The sequence below is a fragment of the Streptomyces sp. NPDC058685 genome (assembly GCF_042714725.1).
In the GTDB taxonomy this organism is placed as follows: domain Bacteria; phylum Actinomycetota; class Actinomycetes; order Streptomycetales; family Streptomycetaceae; genus Streptomyces.
In genome coordinates this window covers 62,689-80,418 of record NZ_JBHXSL010000008.1, presented here as the reverse complement: position 1 = coordinate 80,418, position 17,730 = coordinate 62,689, and the positions used below count along the sequence as shown (strand labels likewise).

General features: G+C 71.6%; 21 protein-coding genes. 7 read left to right on the top strand and 14 right to left on the bottom strand.

Features of this window, described 5'->3' with window-relative positions; translation table 11 throughout:
* Window positions 1-14: 14 nt before the first annotated feature.
* The 8 genes from ACFWU3_RS09935 to ACFWU3_RS09900 form a co-directional block, all read right to left on the bottom strand.
* Window positions 15-434: an SsgA family sporulation/cell division regulator gene (locus ACFWU3_RS09935; RefSeq protein ID WP_384433850.1), complete on the bottom strand. Its 420-nt coding sequence runs from the start codon at window positions 432-434 to the stop codon at window positions 15-17.
* Between the two features lie 293 nt (window positions 435-727).
* On the bottom strand, window positions 728-1,789 hold the full coding sequence (locus ACFWU3_RS09930; RefSeq protein ID WP_384433847.1) for a phosphatidylinositol-specific phospholipase C domain-containing protein: 1,062 nt from the start codon (window positions 1,787-1,789) through the stop codon (window positions 728-730).
* A 179-nt stretch (window positions 1,790-1,968) separates the two neighbouring features.
* Window positions 1,969-3,165 carry an MAB_1171c family putative transporter gene (locus ACFWU3_RS09925; RefSeq protein WP_384433844.1) on the bottom strand — a complete coding sequence of 399 codons (1,197 nt, stop codon included), beginning with the start codon at window positions 3,163-3,165 and terminating at the stop codon, window positions 1,969-1,971.
* A 5-nt stretch (window positions 3,166-3,170) separates the two neighbouring features.
* The gene (locus tag ACFWU3_RS09920; RefSeq protein WP_384433841.1) at window positions 3,171-3,716 is read right to left on the bottom strand and encodes a hypothetical protein; all 546 of its coding nucleotides are present in this window, start codon (window positions 3,714-3,716) and stop codon (window positions 3,171-3,173) included.
* A 121-nt stretch (window positions 3,717-3,837) separates the two neighbouring features.
* On the bottom strand, window positions 3,838-5,289 hold the full coding sequence (locus ACFWU3_RS09915; RefSeq protein WP_384433838.1) for an FAD-dependent monooxygenase: 1,452 nt from the start codon (window positions 5,287-5,289) through the stop codon (window positions 3,838-3,840).
* Window positions 5,286-6,470, bottom strand: coding sequence for an MAB_1171c family putative transporter (locus tag ACFWU3_RS09910; protein WP_384433835.1), 1,185 nt, complete (start codon window positions 6,468-6,470; stop codon window positions 5,286-5,288). The genes ACFWU3_RS09915 and ACFWU3_RS09910 overlap by 4 nt, the downstream gene beginning before the upstream one ends.
* Window positions 6,471-6,564: 94 nt before the next feature.
* Complete coding sequence (locus tag ACFWU3_RS09905; protein WP_384433832.1) at window positions 6,565-7,092, bottom strand: toxin-antitoxin system, toxin component; 528 nt, start codon at window positions 7,090-7,092, stop codon at window positions 6,565-6,567.
* Between the two features lie 91 nt (window positions 7,093-7,183).
* A complete protein-coding gene (locus ACFWU3_RS09900) occupies window positions 7,184-7,783 on the bottom strand; it encodes an XRE family transcriptional regulator (RefSeq protein WP_384433829.1) in 600 nt (199 codons plus the stop codon).
* 203 nt (window positions 7,784-7,986) lie between these two features.
* Here ACFWU3_RS09900 and ACFWU3_RS09895 point away from each other — a divergent pair, with 203 nt between their 5' ends.
* The 3 genes from ACFWU3_RS09895 (at window position 7,987) to ACFWU3_RS09885 (ending at window position 10,631) form a co-directional block, all read left to right on the top strand.
* On the top strand, window positions 7,987-8,430 hold the full coding sequence (locus tag ACFWU3_RS09895; RefSeq protein WP_384433826.1) for a hypothetical protein: 444 nt from the start codon (window positions 7,987-7,989) through the stop codon (window positions 8,428-8,430).
* Window positions 8,427-8,975 (top strand): hypothetical protein, encoded by a 549-nt coding sequence (locus ACFWU3_RS09890; protein WP_384433823.1) that lies wholly within the window; start codon window positions 8,427-8,429, stop codon window positions 8,973-8,975. The genes ACFWU3_RS09895 and ACFWU3_RS09890 overlap by 4 nt, the downstream gene beginning before the upstream one ends.
* A gap of 117 nt (window positions 8,976-9,092) precedes the next feature.
* Window positions 9,093-10,631, top strand: a complete 1,539-nt coding sequence (locus tag ACFWU3_RS09885; RefSeq protein WP_384433820.1) for an ATP-dependent DNA ligase — start codon at window positions 9,093-9,095, stop codon at window positions 10,629-10,631.
* A 9-nt stretch (window positions 10,632-10,640) separates the two neighbouring features.
* On the opposite strand, the gene ACFWU3_RS09880 is transcribed toward ACFWU3_RS09885, so the two are convergent.
* On the bottom strand, window positions 10,641-11,147 hold the full coding sequence (locus ACFWU3_RS09880) for an FBP domain-containing protein (RefSeq protein ID WP_384433817.1): 507 nt from the start codon (window positions 11,145-11,147) through the stop codon (window positions 10,641-10,643).
* 96 nt (window positions 11,148-11,243) lie between these two features.
* Between ACFWU3_RS09880 and ACFWU3_RS09875 the strand changes: the two genes are divergently transcribed.
* Window positions 11,244-11,549, top strand: a complete 306-nt coding sequence (locus ACFWU3_RS09875) for a 4a-hydroxytetrahydrobiopterin dehydratase (protein ID WP_384433814.1) — start codon at window positions 11,244-11,246, stop codon at window positions 11,547-11,549.
* Between the two features lie 190 nt (window positions 11,550-11,739).
* On the opposite strand, the gene ACFWU3_RS09870 is transcribed toward ACFWU3_RS09875, so the two are convergent.
* Both ACFWU3_RS09870 and ACFWU3_RS09865 read right to left on the bottom strand, forming a co-directional pair.
* Entirely contained in the window at window positions 11,740-12,201 is a 462-nt protein-coding gene (locus ACFWU3_RS09870) for a hypothetical protein (RefSeq protein WP_384433811.1), read from the bottom strand.
* Window positions 12,198-12,650: a hypothetical protein gene (locus tag ACFWU3_RS09865; RefSeq protein WP_384433808.1), complete on the bottom strand. Its 453-nt coding sequence runs from the start codon at window positions 12,648-12,650 to the stop codon at window positions 12,198-12,200. The genes ACFWU3_RS09870 and ACFWU3_RS09865 overlap by 4 nt, the downstream gene beginning before the upstream one ends.
* Window positions 12,651-12,716: 66 nt before the next feature.
* Between ACFWU3_RS09865 and ACFWU3_RS09860 the strand changes: the two genes are divergently transcribed.
* A complete protein-coding gene (locus tag ACFWU3_RS09860) occupies window positions 12,717-13,673 on the top strand; it encodes a helix-turn-helix transcriptional regulator (RefSeq protein WP_384433805.1) in 957 nt (318 codons plus the stop codon).
* Between the two features lie 43 nt (window positions 13,674-13,716).
* On the opposite strand, the gene ACFWU3_RS09855 is transcribed toward ACFWU3_RS09860, so the two are convergent.
* Window positions 13,717-14,553, bottom strand: coding sequence for an NAD(P)H-binding protein (locus ACFWU3_RS09855; protein ID WP_384433802.1), 837 nt, complete (start codon window positions 14,551-14,553; stop codon window positions 13,717-13,719).
* An 80-nt stretch (window positions 14,554-14,633) separates the two neighbouring features.
* Between ACFWU3_RS09855 and ACFWU3_RS09850 the strand changes: the two genes are divergently transcribed.
* Together ACFWU3_RS09850 and ACFWU3_RS09845 are read left to right on the top strand one after the other, a co-directional pair.
* Entirely contained in the window at window positions 14,634-15,575 is a 942-nt protein-coding gene (locus ACFWU3_RS09850) for a cupin domain-containing protein (protein WP_384433799.1), read from the top strand.
* Between the two features lie 47 nt (window positions 15,576-15,622).
* A complete protein-coding gene (locus tag ACFWU3_RS09845) occupies window positions 15,623-16,489 on the top strand; it encodes a class I SAM-dependent methyltransferase (protein ID WP_384433796.1) in 867 nt (288 codons plus the stop codon).
* Window positions 16,490-16,504: 15 nt separating this feature from the next.
* Here the strand turns inward: ACFWU3_RS09845 and ACFWU3_RS09840 are convergent, their stop codons facing one another.
* A complete protein-coding gene (locus ACFWU3_RS09840) occupies window positions 16,505-16,960 on the bottom strand; it encodes an RICIN domain-containing protein (protein ID WP_384433793.1) in 456 nt (151 codons plus the stop codon).
* A gap of 138 nt (window positions 16,961-17,098) precedes the next feature.
* Complete coding sequence (locus ACFWU3_RS09835; RefSeq protein ID WP_384433790.1) at window positions 17,099-17,509, bottom strand: hypothetical protein; 411 nt, start codon at window positions 17,507-17,509, stop codon at window positions 17,099-17,101.
* Window positions 17,510-17,730: the final 221 nt, after the last annotated feature.

Genomic DNA, 17,730 nt, shown 5'->3' with positions numbered 1-17,730 from the left:
GGCGGGCGCCTCCGTCAGCCGCGCGCCTCGCCCAGCAGGGACGCCAGCCCGCTGTCGATGTCGATGGTCCGCGTCTCCAGCTCGGCGGGCACGGTCGCGTACGAGTGCAGTAAGAAGTGACGCAGCCGGCCGGTCGCGAACCGCAGCAGCGCCACCCCCTCGGGAGAGCGCAGCTCGACCATCGTCTGGGTGCGTCCGCACGGCCAGACGTGCACATCGCCCGTGCCGGACGGGGTGTGCAGGCCGGCGTCCAGCAGACCGCGGGCAAAGGTCCAGGTCACCGTGGTGCCGCTGAGGGAGACCGCCGCGGGGAAGACCATCCGGACGGCCAGTGGATCATCGGCGCGGTAGGTCAGGGTGACCGGCAGGGGGGCGGGCTGCGGGGCGTCGCTGATGAGGTGGGCCGGCACGGACTGTTCGACGGTCGGGAACATCGGCATCGCTCCTCTGCGGGTGCTGCGGCTGGTGGCTGTTCAGCTCCTCATGCCTCTACGACGCAGCGGGGGTCCCTGCCACTTCTCGACACCGGCACTGTCCAATGTGACCTGTGTCACATGACGTGAGGGTGGAGCGGCCGGGCAAGGAGAAGCCCCGGCCAGACGGGGGTTCTGGCCGGGGCGGCAAAGGGGCGGTGGGCACGTCCGTGCGCGCATCCGCTTGTAGATGAACGGTAAACCATCGTAGACGGTTCCCGCACGTGGTTCCGCTGAGACGGGAGTGACGTCTGTTACTGCGCTCCGGCCCGCGGTACCACCGTCGCGAGGACGGAGGGCAGGGGGTACCAGTCGGCCGACACCACGCTCGCGCCGCGTCCCGCCAGCAGGCCGACCCGGTCACGCGCCTGTGTCTCGGTCGGGTTCGTGCCGTCGATGGCGGGCGCCACGTTGTGCGCGTCCGTCATCACGACGAGATACCTGTTGCGCTGGTACCAGGCCGTGTCGATGGTCCCGCCGGAGTAGGTCCCCGCGTCCCCGTCGAAGAGGACGAACCACGGACGGATGGTCGTGTCCGCGTACCGCGTGCGCGGATCGCCGGCGGCCGCGCCGTGCACCGCCGGGAAAGCGGCCGCGTCGCGCAGCCGGCCCGCCGCCGCGAGGGACCTGAGGTGCGTCGCGTACTCGCGGTCGGTCCACAGGGTGTCGAGCGGGTTGCTCTCCTCCACCGTGCCGGGAATCAGCTCGATCACGAACTTGCCCGCGAGCGCGGACCGCGTCGGCCAGCCGTTCGTCCGCACCGCGGTGTCGAGGTCCGGCTGTCCGCCCGCGAGGTCCGCCGGCCGGTACAGCGCGTCACCGAGCCGGGCCGTGAGGAGGGCGTCGAGGGCGGCGGGGCCGCGCCCGTTCTGCCCCTGGAAGCCGTCCTTCATCTCGATCTTGACGAGGATGGGACGGTGGCCCGGGTGGGCGTCGTGCCAGGCCCTCATGTCGGACAGGCACCCGCCGAGGTCCTGGTTTCTCGCCTTGGTCCGCAGCTGGGCCGCCGTCGCGGCGTTCTCGCAGTTGTTGTCGTTGCCGAGCGGGTTGCTGTGCGAGACCCGCCAGGAGCGCCCGAACACATTGGTCCACACGTCGAGTTCGAGCATGCCGGCGCCGGAGTCGAGCGCATCCGCGAAGTACCCGTACTTGGTCTTCTCGTACGCGTTGTGCACACCGACCCAGGTCGCCGAGGAGTACGGCAGCTGCCCCGGGTCCGCCGCCCGGTCCGTGGCCGCCCGGGCCGGTGCGAGAGCGACGCCGAGCAGACCGGCCGCGACCGCTGTCGTCACGGCCGCGCGCGAGAGCTTCCCCATGGTGGGTTCCCTGCCTCTGTGTCGGTGGCGTCGACGACGCCGGTTCGATCAAGTCGAGGGAAGGTTAGGGGAGTTGAGTGAACCGTGGGGAGACTGGACTCGGCCGTTGAAGGCGTTGAAGGCGTTGAAGGCATGGAAAGCGGGGATCGGGGGAGCGGCGAGGGCGAGGCCCCTCGGCCTCACCGCGAACCGGTCCCCGCCGGTGCGGCGTGCCGGCCCGCCTCCGCCACATACGGGGACCGCAGCGCGCGGGAGAGCTGTACGAGGCGCTCGCGCCCCGGACTCAGCGCCGCCGTCAGGGCGTCGGCGCCGGCCGGTCCACGCTCGGCCGCCTCCGGTTCCGTGCCGCGGCGGCGCTCCTCCACCGCGGCCACCACCATCGCGGCGACGCCCACCACATGGGCCTGCCCGGCCGGTACACCACTGCCGGTCGCCGTCTCGTACGCCCGCTGCCGTACGAGATCGTCCAGATGCGGCTGGAGCCTCAGGAGCTCGTCGTGGATGGCGGTCTCGCGGACGGTCAGGCGCAGTTCGGGATCCGACCACCAGGCGACCTGCGGCAGAGGGGTGTGGTCGCCGGGGGTGGAACGCAACTGCCGCCACAGCGCGCCGAGTCGGGTGTAGCTGATCCACGCCCGGCACACGTCGCTGACCTGCGGCCCCAGCAGCGGAAGCAGGAAACCGACGGTCGTGATCAGTCCGCCGGCGGCGGCCATCGGCGGTGCCACCGTCGTACTGAGGGCGTCCCAGTCGTGCCCCGCCCACCGGGCGAAGACCGCGGTCAGTTTGGTGAGACCGAAGAACAGATTGAACAGGAACCCGACGACGAGCACGATGAGCCCCAGGCGGAGCCACTGACCGACCTCACGCGCCCAGCGCAGACACATGGCGGTGGTCACCGCGGCGGACACGATGTGCGCCGCGAGATAGATCACGATCATCTCGCGGACGAAGGGGGTGTTCGCGTAGTACGTGTCCAGGTCCCGCAGCCGCTCGACCGGGGCGTCCCCCAGGGCGAAGAGCACGGGCAGTGCGACGACGGCCGCCGCGTACGCGGTGATCCAGATGTACGAACTGCGCCGGACCACCTCCTGCGGGCCGCCTCGCCAGTTGACGATGAGCACCAGGCACGCGCAGCTGAAGGCGCACATGATGCAGTAGACGAGCGGGCCCGAGAAGTTCGGGGTGTCGGTCAGCCGGTTGACCGCGGTGATGGTGGGCGGGGCGGCGAAGAAGAAGCAGATGGCCGCCGTGAAGAGCAGGAAGTGGACAGAACGCACCAGCGGATCGCGCCAACCGCGCCACAGGGACGGCAGTTTGGTGATGAACGCGATGCCCAGCGCGATGGCCGGAAGGTAGTAGTCGGAGTTCCTCATGGGGGTCAGGTCCGGCGTCGGCCGAGCGACTGCTGGATGCGCTCCGCCAGTTCGTTGCGCGGCGCGGCGGTGGCCGTGCCCTCCAGCCAGCCCCGCAGATGGGTCCCGAGCTCCAGCCCGAAGGTCTCCGCCTCGGTCTCCTCCGCCTGCCGGAAGTCCGTCCGCGCCGCCAGGTTCTGCACGGTGGCATCGATGTCGGCGCCGTCCGTGACGAGGCGCGCCGCGACCGACGTGCCCCCCTCGCCGTGCCCCGTGCGACTCCCGTGCCCGGCCATCATGTGCCACACCTCGTGGCCGAAGATGACCAGTTGGTGGAAGGGCCGGGTGTTGGCCTGGACGCAGATGATGTCCCGGTCGGCCATGTCCAGGTACAGCCCGCTGGCCGTCTCCGGCGGAAAGTCCACCAGGCGGTGGATCACCGGTCTGCCGCGCCGTTTGCCGAGTTGGGCGCACATGGCGGCGAACACCTCGTCGGGTTCGGACGGCCGGGCCTGCTCCAGTGCGCGCGCCAGGTCGTTGCGGAGCTCGCGCATGGCGCTCTTTCGGCTCACTTCACTCCCCCCGGTTGAGAGTTGTCGTCGGGACGGCGGCGGTGCGGCGAACGCCCGCGTGAGACCACACGGTACCGACCCGGTCCGGCCCCTCGCAGCAGCCTGGCGAACCGGGTCCCGGTCACGGGGCCCCCGGCGCGGGAGAGGGGTCCGCGCCGGTGTCGCCGGACGTGAGGATGGCGAGCTCCTCGGCCGTCAGCGGCGGTCCCTCCAGCCGGGGGCGCTGCGGTCCGCGCAGCGCCGCCAGCAGCACACCGGGCGTCACCAGCCGGCCGAGCCCGGCCTGCAGAGTCATCACGTCCGAGACCGCCTTGGCCATGTAGTAGGAACCGGTGGACGTCTCGGCCAGCCGGTTCACATACCGGCTCAGCAGTCTGTCGAGGGAATGCGGCCGCCGGCCCCGGGAGCCGGGGAAGAAGATGTCCTGCCCCGTCGCCAGTGCCCAGGCCACGCCGGCGGGGCGGGCGACGGCCCGCTGGGCCCGGCGGGCGAAGCCGGGCGCCGCGACCCCCGAGCGCCTCAGCTCGCCGCGCAGCGCGAGCGCGCCCAGCGCCGCGACCGACATGCCGTGTCCGTAGACGGGGTTGAGGGCGGTCAGGGCGTCACCGAGCGCCACATAGCCCTCGGGGGCGTTGCGGAGCCTTTCGAAGAGCCGGCGCCGGTTCACGGTGCTGCGGGTCACCGCGATCTCGCTCAACGGCTCCGCGTGTGCGAGGAGTTCGCCCACCAGTGGGTGCCGGACGCTCTTGGCGAAGTCCACATACGCCGACTCGTCGTCGGTGGGCTGTCCGCCCCGGGTGCCCGAGAGGCTCACCAGCCACTGCTGGTTCTCGATCGGGATGATCGTGGCGACCTGGCCGGGCCGGGGCAGCCGCGGGTCCGCCTGGATGCTGATGATCGGGCAGTTCTCGCTGCCCTTGGGGGCGCGGTAGAAGCGGCTCGCGTACACGACGCCCGCGTCGACGGTGAGTTCTCGCACGGGGCCGGCTCCCAGCTCCCCGAGCCACTGCGGACCGCGGGAGGCACGGCCGCCCGCGTCGACGACCAGGGTGGCCGCCAGCCGCTGTTCGGTCCCGTCGGCCAGCCGCAGGCGTACGCCGTCGACTCTGCTCGTGTCACCGGTCAGGCCCAGCAGTTCGGCCCGGGAGATCACCTGGATGCGCTCGTCGCGCAGCACCCGCTCGCGAACCGCCCAGTCCAGCAGGTCGCGGCTGCACCCCATGACGTAGTGGGACTCCGGCCAGCGGCGGTACCAGCCCTCCGGCGACAGGGTGACCACACCGGAGGGCAGGGGTATGCGCCGCGCTCCGGCGTCCAGCAGCCCGCCCGTCACGCCCGGGACGAGTGCCTCGATGGCGTCGGCGCCACCGGACCACAGCATGTGCGCATGGCGCGCCTGCGGGAGTCCTTTGCGGGGCTCCGGTCCGCTCGGCAGCACATCGCGTTCCACGATGGTGACGTCGTCCACGAACGCCCGGCAAGCGGCCGCGGCCAGCAGTCCGGCGAGTCCTCCTCCGACAATGACCGCCCTGCGGGGCGTGCCGGTCCGGGTGGGTCTGGAGGGTTCACTCATGGGCTGCTGCTTCCGGACAGTGCCGTGCGGCGGCACGCTTCGTGGACGAGTGGCGAGCGGCGCAGCGCACGGGACATCTGCACAAGATCGTCCGCCCGTGTGGAAGGTTGCACGCTTTCCGCGCCTTCGGCAAGGGTTGTCCGCCCCGGATCCGCCGTCTGCGCCTTGCCGGCGACCGCGATCATGGCGGCGTCGGCGACGATCCTCGCCTGGGTGGGGGAGTGCCCCTGTGCCAGTGCGGAATCGGTGATGTCGCGGTGCAGGGCCCGGTCGAAGTACGGTCGCAGATGGATGATGGCGTCGTGGATGGCGGCTTCGCGCTGCGTCAGCCGCAGTTCCAGTGAGGCCCACCGTCCGATGGCCACCCCGGGTGAGCCGTAGCCCGTCGTGCCGCCCAACTCGTACGCCAGTGGGCCGAGTTGCCGGAATCGGGCAGCCGTACGCCAACTGATGCCGAGACGCTGCCCCAGGTGGGGCAGGACGAAGCCGATGCCGATCAGCACGGCCGACACCGATGCGATGGGGCGGGCCACATGGGTGCTCAGGCTGTCCCAGTCGTGCCCGGCCCACCGCGCGCCGATCGCGCTGAACTTGGCCGCGTCGTACCCCAGGTTGAGCAGGTAGCCGACGACGATCAGCACCAGACCCGCCCGCAGTACGCCACCGACGCGGAGCGACCATCGCCAGCACAGGACCGTCACGACCACGGCCGCGACGGTGTGCGCCAGCAGATACAGGACGATCATCTCGCGGATGAACGGGGTGTTCGCGTAGTAGGTGTCCAGGTCCCGCAGCCGCTCGACCGGTGCGTCCCCGAGCAGGAACAGGCCGTTGAGCGACACGATCACGGCGCCGTAGCCGATGAGGCACAGACGGCAGGCGCGCATCGTCCGCGGGGTCGGACCGGTGCGCCAGATCAGGACGAGGACGACACAGGCACCGCTGAACGCGCTCAGCACGCTGTACACCAGCGGCGCCGCGAGGTTCGGGACGCCGGTGACGCGGTTGACCGCGGCGATCACCGGCACCGCCCCCAGCAGGAACACCAGGCCCGCCACGAGCAGCAGTCCGCAGACCGCCCTCAGGAGCACGTCCTGCGGATTGCGCCGCAGGGCCGGCAGCTTCAGCAGGAGTGCGGCGAAGACGAACGACGCCGGGATCGTCATGCTCAGATCGCCCATGTGCCACCGCCGTGCACCGCAGGCGGTGTCCGTGTCGCGCCCGGTGTACGGTGCCGGCCCGCGGTCGTGTTCGTGACGGTTCGCTCCCCGTCGTTCACCGTCGTCCCTGGACGCCGTGGCGGCCCAAGGACGCCTGGAGCCGGCCGGCCAGGCCCTCCGGAGCCGCGCCGCCGGGATGCCCCTCCAGCCACGGACGGAGTTCGGCCCCCAGCATGATGCCGAACAACTCCGCCGCCCTCTCCTCCTTGTCGGCGAAGTCCGTCCGGGCGGCGGCACGCACGATGACCTCCTGGAGATCCCTCCCCTCGGTGACGGACCGTGCCGCGGCGGAAGCGCCCGCGTGTCCGACTCCGTGACCGGCGTGCATGTGCCAGATCTCGTGGCCCAGGATGACGAGTTGATGCTGCGGCGCGGCGGCCTCCTCGACCGCGATCAGGTCGTGGTCGCCCCGGTCCGCCCAGATCCCGCTCACCGTTCCCGGAGGGAACGCGACGAATCGCAGGCGGAGTTCGCGCTGCCGGTGGGAGCTCAGCGTCGCCGCGAGCTCCTCGAACAGGCGCGCCGGATCGGCGGGAACGGGCAGCTCCAGGCTCGTGGACAACAGCGCGCATAACCGGCGCATCTCCCTGGCTCTGCCGCCCACAGCCCACTCCCCGCTCGAAGCCCGCCCCGGCGTGGGCCCACGTCCGGCCCCCGCTCTGCACAGGGCAACGCTACTGGCCCTTGCTGTCGCGTTCGAAGAGGGCGTCCAGAGTCTCCCAGAGCAACCGCCTGCTGTCGTCGGACAGACCCTTCAACTTGCCCGACCGCAGAGCGATCTCCTGGATGTCGTGACTGGCCATCAGAGCCGTGAGCGGGTGCAGTTCCCGCAGGTCCTTCAGGACCGACTGGAGGGCCCGGTCGAGCGCCGGGACCGCCTCGGTCGTCAGGAACCCGGTGGGGACGCCGAAGAACTTCTCGATGCTGAAGGCGTGTTGGAGGCCCGGCTTGCCGGTTCCCTTGGCCAGCGGCGTCAGCGACTGCCGGGACGCGCCGAACGACGCGGCGATCTCGGGAAGTGAGTACTCCTTGCCGTCGCCGGGCCGCGGCCGGGTCTCCCGGAGGAATCTGAACCGCTGGCTCACCCGTTCGCCGAGCTCCACCTCGTCGATGGACTCGCCGTTCAGGAGCGCCGAGACCGTCTCCTCGGGGATGCCGGTCTCGAACGACAGCGCCGCCACGTCGAGGACGTCCTCGCGGCGCAGCCCCGCTTCGTCGGCGATCGCGTGAATCGTCCTCAGGGTCTCGCCCAGCGCGGCGCGTGCATCACTCACCGGTGCGTCTCCCTGGGTCCGAGGGCTGATCCGTGCGATACGGCGGCTGCGCCCGGAGAATATCCGCTCCGGACGCGAGCGAGCCACCGGGGATGACAGAAATTATTACCCAGCAGGGTAAGAGAAGTTGACATTCGTGTGCCGTGGATACGAGGATCACGCTGCAGAGTGCAGTCCCAAGTGCTGTCGGCGTGAGGGGGGACATGCCCACACTCAGACACTTGGCCGAGGAATGCTCGGAGCTTCAACTGCGGTTCGTCGAGCGACACGGGGCGCTGCGGGCGGCGACCGAGGTGAGAAGCCTGGTCACTGTCGGGCAGGACGAACTGCTCGCGGTGCGGAGCGATTTCTCGCATTCTGCGGGCGCCCTCGTGATCCTCAGGATCACCGAGCCGGCGCTCGAGGGGGCCACCGCCTCGGCCGTCGACCGGATGCTGTGCGATCTCGCGCAGCACAGGGCGGCCGGGCTGGTGGTGGCCGTTGCCTCGCACGGCCCACGGGTCTGCCCCGCAGCGACCCGCAGCTTCGCCGGCCGTATGGGCGTCCCGCTGCTCACGACCACCGCCGAGCCCGCCGCCTGGGAGAGCGTGAAGAACGGCATCCGCGCATGCCGTGCCCGCGCGGGCACGGCGAAGCCGCCCGCATGACCTTCCGCCACGCGACCGTGCTGGGATCCGCGGGCGACGCACCGCGGGTCTCGGACGAACTGCGCGCGGCGGGCGTGGAGGTCGGCACCTGGATCCTGCCGGAGGAACTGGACGGGGACGCGGCGGCGGCGATCGCCCGGAAGGCAGGCAGGGGCGGGGAGTGGGCGGACCGGCTGGCCGGGACGGAGATCACCGTCACCGTGTGCCGCAATCCGGAGATCCTCGCGCGGGCCGTCGTCCCCTATGTACTGCCGCAGCTGCCCATCGGGTCCGTCTGGCTCCAGGTGGGCCGGACCAGCGACGACGAGCGGGAATGCCTCGCGGACGCGGCCGCCGACCATGAGATCGGATTCCTGTGCCCCCGGCCGTGGGGCGAGCCTGCCCGGGGTCCGTCCGCCCGACGGACCGTCCCCCGGCTCCTCGCCTGCGAGCCCTTCCTGTCCGCGGGCCGGGCAGGTGAACCGGGAGACCTGCCGCCGTCCGGGGAGCAGCCGTGGGTGCCCGGCGCGGCGTCCGGCCGGGAGCCCGCGCTCCGGCGGGCCTGACCCGCTGCCTGCGCGCCGGCCCCGGGAGCCGTTCCTGCGCCCGGCCGTGTGCCCGGGCGCAGGAACGGCTGCCCTTCTGCGCGTGCGTCCCGCGCCCCTTCGGGGCACCATGGCCGCATGCTGCTGGCTCGAGTCGCCAACGTGTCCAGGGACGTGGCCGCCACCTCCGCACGCTCACGGAAGATCGCTCTCCTCGCCGAGCTGTTCGCGGACGCCCGGCCCGAGCATGTCGCGCTCGTGATCTCGTACCTGTCCGGGCGGGTCCCGCAGGGCCGTATCGGCATCGGCTGGAGCGTGCTCAAGGAGCGGCCCGCGCCCGCGGAGACCGCCGCGCTCACCGTTCCCGGGACCGATGCGGCACTCACCGCGCTCGCCGGCCTGCAGGGCGCCGGTTCCCAGAACGAGCGGAAGCGCCTCGTACGCGATCTGATGGCGGCCGCCACAGCCGAGGAGCAGCAGTTCCTGACACGCCTGCTGACGGGCGAGGTGCGGCAGGGCGCGCTGGACGCCGTGGCTCTGGAGGCCGTCGCCAAGGCGGCGGGCGCGCCCGCCGAGGACGTACGCAGGGCGGTGATGCTGGACGGGTCGCTGCCACGCGTCGCCGGCGCGCTGTTCGCCGACGGGCCGGCGGCGCTCGCGGAGTTCCGGCTGCGCGTCGGCAGCCCCGTGCAGCCGATGCTCGCCCACACGGCGAAGTCGGTCACCGAGGCCGTCATGACCCTCGGCGTGCCCTGTGTGGTCGAGGAGAAGCTCGACGGCATCCGCGTCCAGGTGCACCGCAGCGGTGACCGGATCAGGATCTACACCCGCTCGCTGGACGACATCACCGACCGGCTGCCCGAAGTCGTGGACGCGGCACGGGACATGACCGGTGATCGGTTCATCCTCGACGGCGAGGTGATCGCGCTCGACGGGGACGGCCGCCCCTCCTCCTTCCAGGAGATCGCCTCCCGCGTCGGCTCGCGGCTCGACGTCGAGGCGGCCCGCGCCACACTGCCCCTCTCTCCTGTCTTCTTCGACGTACTGGCGGCCGACGGCGAGGAGACGCTCGACCTCCCCGGAGGCGAGCGGCACACCGTCCTCGCCCGCCTCGTGCCGGAGCCCATGCGGGTCCGCCGGCAGGTCGTCGCCGACCCCGGTGACGCCGAACAGGTAGCCGCCGCCGAGGAGTTCTTCGCCGAGACGCTGCGCCGCGGTCATGAAGGCGTCCTGGTCAAGGCGCTCGACGCCGCCTACGTCGCGGGCCGGCGCGGCCGCTCATGGCTGAAGGTCAAGCCCGTCCACACCCTCGACCTCGTCGTCCTGGCCGCCGAATGGGGCCACGGCCGCCGCACGGGCCTGCTGTCCAACCTCCACCTCGGCGCCCGCGCCTCCGACGGCACCCACGTCATGCTCGGCAAGACCTTCAAGGGGCTGACCGACGAGATGCTGCGCTGGCAGACGGACCGGCTCCGTGAACTCGCCGTCGAGGACGACGGGTTCACCGTCCGGGTCCGTCCCGAACTGGTCGTGGAGATCGCGTACGACGGAATCCAGCGCTCTCCCCGCTACCCCGCGGGTGTCACGCTCCGCTTCGCCCGAGTGCTGCGCCACCGCACCGACAAGGCGGCGCAGGAGGCCGACACCATCGAGCAGGTCCTCCGGTCCCGGGGCTGAGGGCCGCGGTCAGCGCGTGCCCAGCACCTTCTCCGCGAAGGCCGTCAGATGGGCGACCGTACGGTCGATGCGCTCCTGTTCGGTGAGGGTCTCCGCGTCCACCCCGGTCCGCAGCTTCGGCTGCCGCTTGCCGCGGATGTAGAGCGAGCAGGCGAGGTCGGAGCAGAGGTAGGTGCCCACGGTGTTGCCCTCCCGCCCGGCCCTGCCCGCCAGCGGGGCGGCGAACAGGGTCACCCCGGACGACGCGTGCGGGGTGAGGCACACATGGCACATGCTCGACTTGATGGCACTGGTCCGCCCGGCGGAGGGCACGCGAAGCGTGATGCCCACCGGGCCGTCCGCGCGGGGGAGCACGACATGGGCCCGCAGCGGAGCCCCCGGATCGGTCCAGCCCAGAAAGTCGAGATCGTCCCAGGGCAGTTGCCCGAAGTCGGCGGGGAGCTTCAGGCGCGTCGCCTCGCCCTTGGTGCAGTTGACGAACGAGCCGCGGATCTGTTTTTCGGTCAGCGCTTCCACCGGTGGAAGGTACACAGATCGCAGGGGAGCGGGCATCCCCTTTATGGTGGCCGAAGCCGCCTCCGCCCACCCATCCGCTGCCGAAGGGACCTGGTCATGCCTACAGAGCCGTTGTCGCAGAAGGAGATCGAGGACCGGCTGGCGGAGCTGCCCGGCTGGTCGCTGGAGGGCGACCGCATCGCCCGCTCCTACCGGCTCGCCGACCACTTCGCGGCCACCGCCATGGTCGTGCACATCGCGCAGGTCCAGCAGGAGCTGGACCACCACTCCGATCTGACGCTCGGCTACCGCAGCGTCTCGCTGACGGTGCACACCCATGACGCGGGCGGCGCGGTCACGGAGAAGGACTTCACGCTGGCGCGGCGGGTGGAACAGCTCGCGCCCGGGCACGGCGCGAGCTGACCGCGCAGCGTGCCGGGCACGGCTGCCGGCAGGCAGGGCAGGTGTGCCGGGCGGCCGGGTCGCCCGTCGGCCGGGCGGCCGGGCGGCCGGGCCGCCGGGTCCGTGGTCGGCACCTGCGCTGGGCACAGGCGCCGGGCATCGGCCCCGCGGCATCAGCCGAGCCGGTGGAACCGGCCCGCCCGCACTCCGTCTAACCCGGCCGCGACAGGTCCATCACCCAGTTCGTCACCCAGGTCCGCTCCCCGTCCACCGAGAACGCCTGCTCCCAGCGCGCCGTCGTGTCGCTGATGCCGGACCAGACGAACCGCACCCGCACGTCCTTGCCGTCGTGCGTGTCGTCCCCGTAGAACTCACCGCGCCCGTCCGCGTCGAAGCGCCCCACCACCGGCGGGAACAGCGCGCCGGAGCGGTCGTTCGCCCAGTGCAGCGACCACTCGTCGCGGTCCGGGTCGTACAGCCGCAGCGTCAGACCGCGGAACCCCAGCGACGGGAAGACGATCTCGTCGAAGTTCGCCCCGCCGTCGAAGTGGCGTGACGCCCGGCTCATCGCCGTGAACTCCTCCCACGCGCTCGTCCCGTCCAGGAAGTCCGTGCGGCGGCGGTTCGCGACGACCCACTCACCGACCAGGAAGTCGAAGTCGGTCGTGCTCATGAGCGTCCCCCGGTCGTTCCCTCGGTCAGCGAGTCGGCGAGATAGGCGTCCAGGTCGGGACGCTCCGGCGTGAGCACATGCCGTACCCAGGCGTCCCGCTCGTGCGCCACCGGCGGCAGCTCGTACACACAGCCGATCCAGGGCTTGGACAGCCTGACGAAGTGGGTCGGATCACGGTCCGGGCAGTCCAGCACGGGCTGTCCGGCCGCCGCGCCCGCGAAGTGCACGGCGTTGTCCCACACCCAGCTGTACGCGTTGAGGTACGCGCCGTCGTCCTCTCCCCTGTGGAGGACGACGAACGCGGCCGCCGGCGTACCGTCCGGCTCCGGCAGCAGTGTCGGCAGGATCTCGTACGCGGCCTTCTCGACCGCGGGCGCTATCCCGGCCGGATCGCTCGTGACGTGATAGCGCTTGATCCGACGGCCACCCACCTCGATCGGTGGCGGCACGAAGAGCAACTTCTCGGCGAACTCATGGGCAGGACGCTAGAGCCGCTTCACTGACATCCTGTGTCAGTGAAGTCCAGCCGTCTTGTGTCGATCCTTCTTCTGCTCCAGACCCGGGGCCGGATGACCGCCGCCGCCCTCGCGGCGGAGCTGGAGGTGTCGGTCCGGACCGTCTACCGGGACATCGAGGCCCTGCACGCGTCCGGTGTGCCGCTGTACGGGGACGCCGGCCACGCCGGTGGGTACCAACTGCTCGCCGGCTACCGCACCCGGCTGACCGGGCTGTCCGCCGGCGAGGCGGAAGCCCTGTTCCTGTCCGGCGTCCCCGGACCCGCCGCCGAACTCGGCCTGGGCTCGGACCTCGCCGCCGCCCAGCTCAAACTGCGGGCCGCGCTGCCCGCCGAACTGCGCGACCAGGCCGACCGGATGCGCTCGCGCTTCCATCTGGACGCCCCCGGCTGGTACGCCCCCGACGAAGAGGTGCCGTATCTGACCCAGGTCGCCGAGGCGGTCTGGCACAGCCGGGTGATCGATGTCCGCTACCGCCGCTGGAAGGAGCCGACCGATGTGGACCGTCGTCTGGAGCCGTACGGTCTGGTGCTCAAAGCGGGGCGCTGGTACGTCGTCGCGGCCCCCGGCCCGCGCACGTACCGCGTCGACCGGATTCTTCAACTCTCCTGCGACGGGGAGGTGTTCGAGCCGCCGCCCGGGTTCGATCTGGCCGCCCACTGGCAGCGCCACCAGGCCGACTTCCATGCCCGGCTGTACACCGGCCGGGCGCTCGTGCGGATCTCGCCCGCCGCCGCCGAGGGGCTGAGCGGGCCCGTGGCGCGGGCCTTCGCCGACACCGGCACGGCCGAACCGGACGGCTGGATCCGCGCGTCGCTTCCCATCGAGTCCCTCGACCACGCGCACCGCGAGTTCCTCGCGATGGGCACGGGCGTCGAGGTCCTCGAACCCGCCGGGCTCCGTGCCCGGCTGGCGGGGACGGTCCGCGAACTGGCGGCGCGGTACGCCACCGGCTGACCGGCGGCGTACCGACCGAGCTCGTGCCCCGTGAACGGACGGCTCACGCGCCCCAGGCGCCGGCCTTCGCCGCATCCCGGGCGTAGTCCGCGAAGTCCCTCGGCGCACGGCCCAGTACCTGCCGTACCCCGTCCGTGGTCGAGGCGTTGTGCCCGTCCATCAGCATCGTGAACAGCTCGACCAGCCACGCGGCGTCCTGCGCGGGAAGCCCGACCTGCTGGAGCATCCCCTGGTACTCCTCGCCGGACACCGGCACGTAGCGCACCTCGCGGCCGGTCGCCCGCCCGATCTCCTCGGCCGCCTCCTGGAAGGTCAGCAGCCGTGAGCCCGTCACCTCGTACGTCTCGCCGGTGTGGCCCTCCTCGGTGAGCACGGCGACCATCACGTCCGCCAGGTCGTCCGCGTCGATGAACGGCTCGGCCGTGCCGCCCGCCGGGAAGACCAGCTCGCCGTGGGCCACGCCCTCGGCCATCGGGCCCTCGCTGAAGTTCTGCGCGAAGAAGCTGGCCCGCACGACCGTGAGCGGCACGCCCGCCTCACGCAGCGCGCTCTCGGCCCGCACGGCGTCCGGCTCGCCACGGCCGGAGAGGAGCACCAGTCGGCCCACGCCGGCTGCTGTCGCCGCCCGACCGAAGGCCCGCATCGCCTCGGTGGCGCCGGGACCCGCGAGGTCGGGGTAGTAGGTCACGTATGCCGCGTCCGCGCCGCCGAGCGCCGGGGCCCAGGTCGACGGGTCCTCCCAGTCGAAGGGGACCGCGCCGCGGCGCGAGCCCGCCCGCACCTGCACACCGCGCTCCGTGAGCCGCTCCGCCACCCGGTGACCCGTCTTGCCCGTGGCCGCCGTCACCAACACCGTTTCCTGCTTCTGGTTCTCTGTCATGCCTCCAGATTCGGGGCTGCGCTCTGGACTCTCCATGCTGCACAGGCTCAATGGCATGTCTCTGCGTCTACGCTGGAGGCATGGACGCTCTTGCCGGGCTGCTCGACGGACCGCGTGCCCGAGGCGCATTCCTGCTGCGGATGGTGATGGAGCCGCCCTGGTCCGTGCGGATCGAGGACCAGGCACCGCTCTCCCTGATGTGTGTCACCGAGGGGCAGACATGGATCAGTTCCGACGCCGGCGACGAGGTGCTGCTGCGGCCCGGTGACGTGGCGATCGCCCGCGGCCCGGGCGGCTACACCACGGGCGACGACCTGCGGACCGAGCCGCTGGCGCTGATCGGCCCCGGCGGCACCTGCCACACCCTGCGCGGCGAACCGCTCGCCACCTCCATGGCCCTGGGCGTGCGGAGCTGGGGGAACGACCCCGACGGCTCGTCCGTGATGCTGGTCGGCACCTACCAGATGAAGGGCGAGGTCTCCGCGAGACTGCTGGACGCCCTGCCCCCGCTCGTCCATCTCACCGCCGACCAGTGGAACTGCCCGCTCATGCCGGTGCTCGACGACGAGATCTCACGGGACGAGCCCGGCCAGAGCGTGGTGCTCGACCGCATCCTCGACCTGATGCTCATCGCCGTACTGCGGGCCTGGTTCTCCCGGCCCGACGCGAAGGCACCGGCCTGGTACGTGGCCATGGGCGACCCCGTGGTGGGGCGTGCGCTGCGCCTGCTCCAGGATGACCCCGCCCACCCCTGGACGGTCGCCTCCCTCGCCGCCAAGTGCGGGGTGTCGCGTGCTCAACTCGCGCGCCGCTTCCACGAGTTGGTGGGAGAGCCGCCGATGGGATACCTCACCACCTGGCGGCTCGACCTGGCCGCGGACCTGCTGCGCGAGACCGATGCCACCATCGAGGCGGTGGCCAGGAAGGTCGGCTACAGCGGTTCCTTCGCGCTGAGTGCCGCTTTCAAACGGGTCCGCGGGGTGAGCCCGATGGCGCACCGCGCGCACAGTGTTTTGCCGTAACCGCAACAAAGCTCGCCGAATCGGCACCGTCGCGACAGGGTGAGGACATGAGCAGTCACCACCACGACAAGAGCCACATCGACTGGGACGAGATGAGCCCGCTGCTGGAACGCGGCGCGGAGCTCCAGGGGCCCGTGAACCGCCAGGCCGTGGCCTGGCTCGGAGAGCAGGTGCCCGCGGCGGGCGTCCGGCGGATCATCGACGTCGGCAGCGGACCGGGAGTGATGAGCCTGGTGCTCGCCGAGGCCTTTGAGTACGCCGAGGTCGTGGCGGTCGACGCGACCGTCCCCCTTCTGGAGCTCGCACAGGCTCGTGCCGAGAGGGCCGGCCTCGGTGGCCGGGTCCGTACCCTGCACGCCGAACTGCCTGACGGCTTCGACGCGTTGGGCGAGGCGGACCTGATCTGGGCGGGCTCCTCGCTGCACCACATCGGGGACCAGCGCGCGGCTCTCGCCGGCTTCTCCCGGCTGCTGCGCCCGGGCGGTCTGCTGGCCGTCGTGGAGGGCGGACTGCCGGCCCGCCATCTGCCGCGCGACATCGGCATCGGACGCCCGGGGCTGGAGGCCCGCCTGGACGCGGCCGCCGCCGACTGGTTCGTCGGCATGCGCGCCGAACTGCCGGGTGCGAAGGACGAGATCGAGGACTGGCGGGCGCTGATGGCGCTGGCGGGTCTCACGCCGAGCGGCACACGGTCCTTCCTCCTCGACATCCCCGCGCCGGTGCCCCTGACGGTACGCGAGCAGCTGGCCTCGGCCTTCGCCTGGCAACGGAAGGTGCTCGACGGGCTGTTGGCTCCGGACGACATCGCCGTACTGGACCGGCTGCTCGACCCGCAGGACGAACAAGGTCTGGCGCAGCGCCCGGACGTATTTCTGCTCACCGCGCGCACGGTGCACACCGCCCGTCGCGGCTGACGGCCGCCGGCCCGGTCAGGGGCAGGGTTCGAGACGCCACCACTGACCGGGCGAGTCGGTGTCCTCCCACTGCTGCACCCGTGCGCCGTCCTCGGTGCTGCCGTCGGCGACTTCGAGGAGCAGTCCGCTGATGAAGCTGACGATCGTGACGGTGCCCGGCGCGTCGAGATGCTGCTCGATGATCCACTCCTGGGCGCCGAAGTTGTTGGGCCGCCACTGCTGGATACGGGCGCCTTTCTCGGTGGAGGCGTCGGCGACGTCGAGCCGTTTGCCGCTGACGACGCTCACGAAGTGGTGGAGTCCGCTGCCGTTCGGCACCGGGTCGATCTGCCACTGCTGTCCGGGTGCACCGGTCTCCTCGCCCTGCTGGACGACGGCCCCGCTGCCCCGGACCCCGCCGTACACCTCCAGGAGCAGCCCGCTGCCGACATTGCGCACCAGATGACGGCCAGGTCTGAATGCCCCGCTCAATTCCCGTACTCCTTGTCCGGCGCCGTGATGTTCACGCGGACCGATCGTACGAGAGGGGCGCGGAAGGACATACGGAATGCCCTTGTCGCCGCTGCCGCGGCCGACGAGGGCATGGTCCGTTTCCGGGAAGGGACCGGATCAGCGCACCGTGACGGAGAAGGGGGCCGACGCCATGCCGCCGCCGACGATGCGCAGCGTGTTGCGGCCCTTGAAGCCGAGGTAGACGCGCATCTTGTAAGTGGCCTTGCGCGTCGTGTTCATCGACGCGGGGAGGGTCGTCCACTGACCGCCCTGCCGCTGCTGGAGACGCACCCGGGTGCCGGGGGGAAGCTGCTTGGCCGAGCCGTACACACGGAACTGCTGCCACGCGGCGACGCCGCGCATGGTGGTTCTCGCCGTGAGGGCCGGGCGTTCGTCGCGTCCGTTGTCGCGAGCGGTCACGGTCTTCGAGGGTGCCGAGTCGACGACGGCCATGGAAACGCCGACCGACCCGGCCAGCAGGGCGGCGGTGGTGATGCCGGTGACGGTCGCCTTCTTGATGCGCTCCATCGGACTGCCTCCAGGGGGTGCAGGTTCGTTCGGAGCGCCAAAAATAGGCATACCGCCAGTAAATATGACGAGACGACGCGCAAGCGCTGCGAGGAATACCACGACCGGCGGAATCCCGCCATTCGGGGAGGGCCGTTCCGGGGGTTCCGGGGGGTGCCGGGCGGCCCGGAACAGCGAAGCGCCGCCCGGCGGGAGCCGGGCGGCGCCGAGCACCGCGGGTG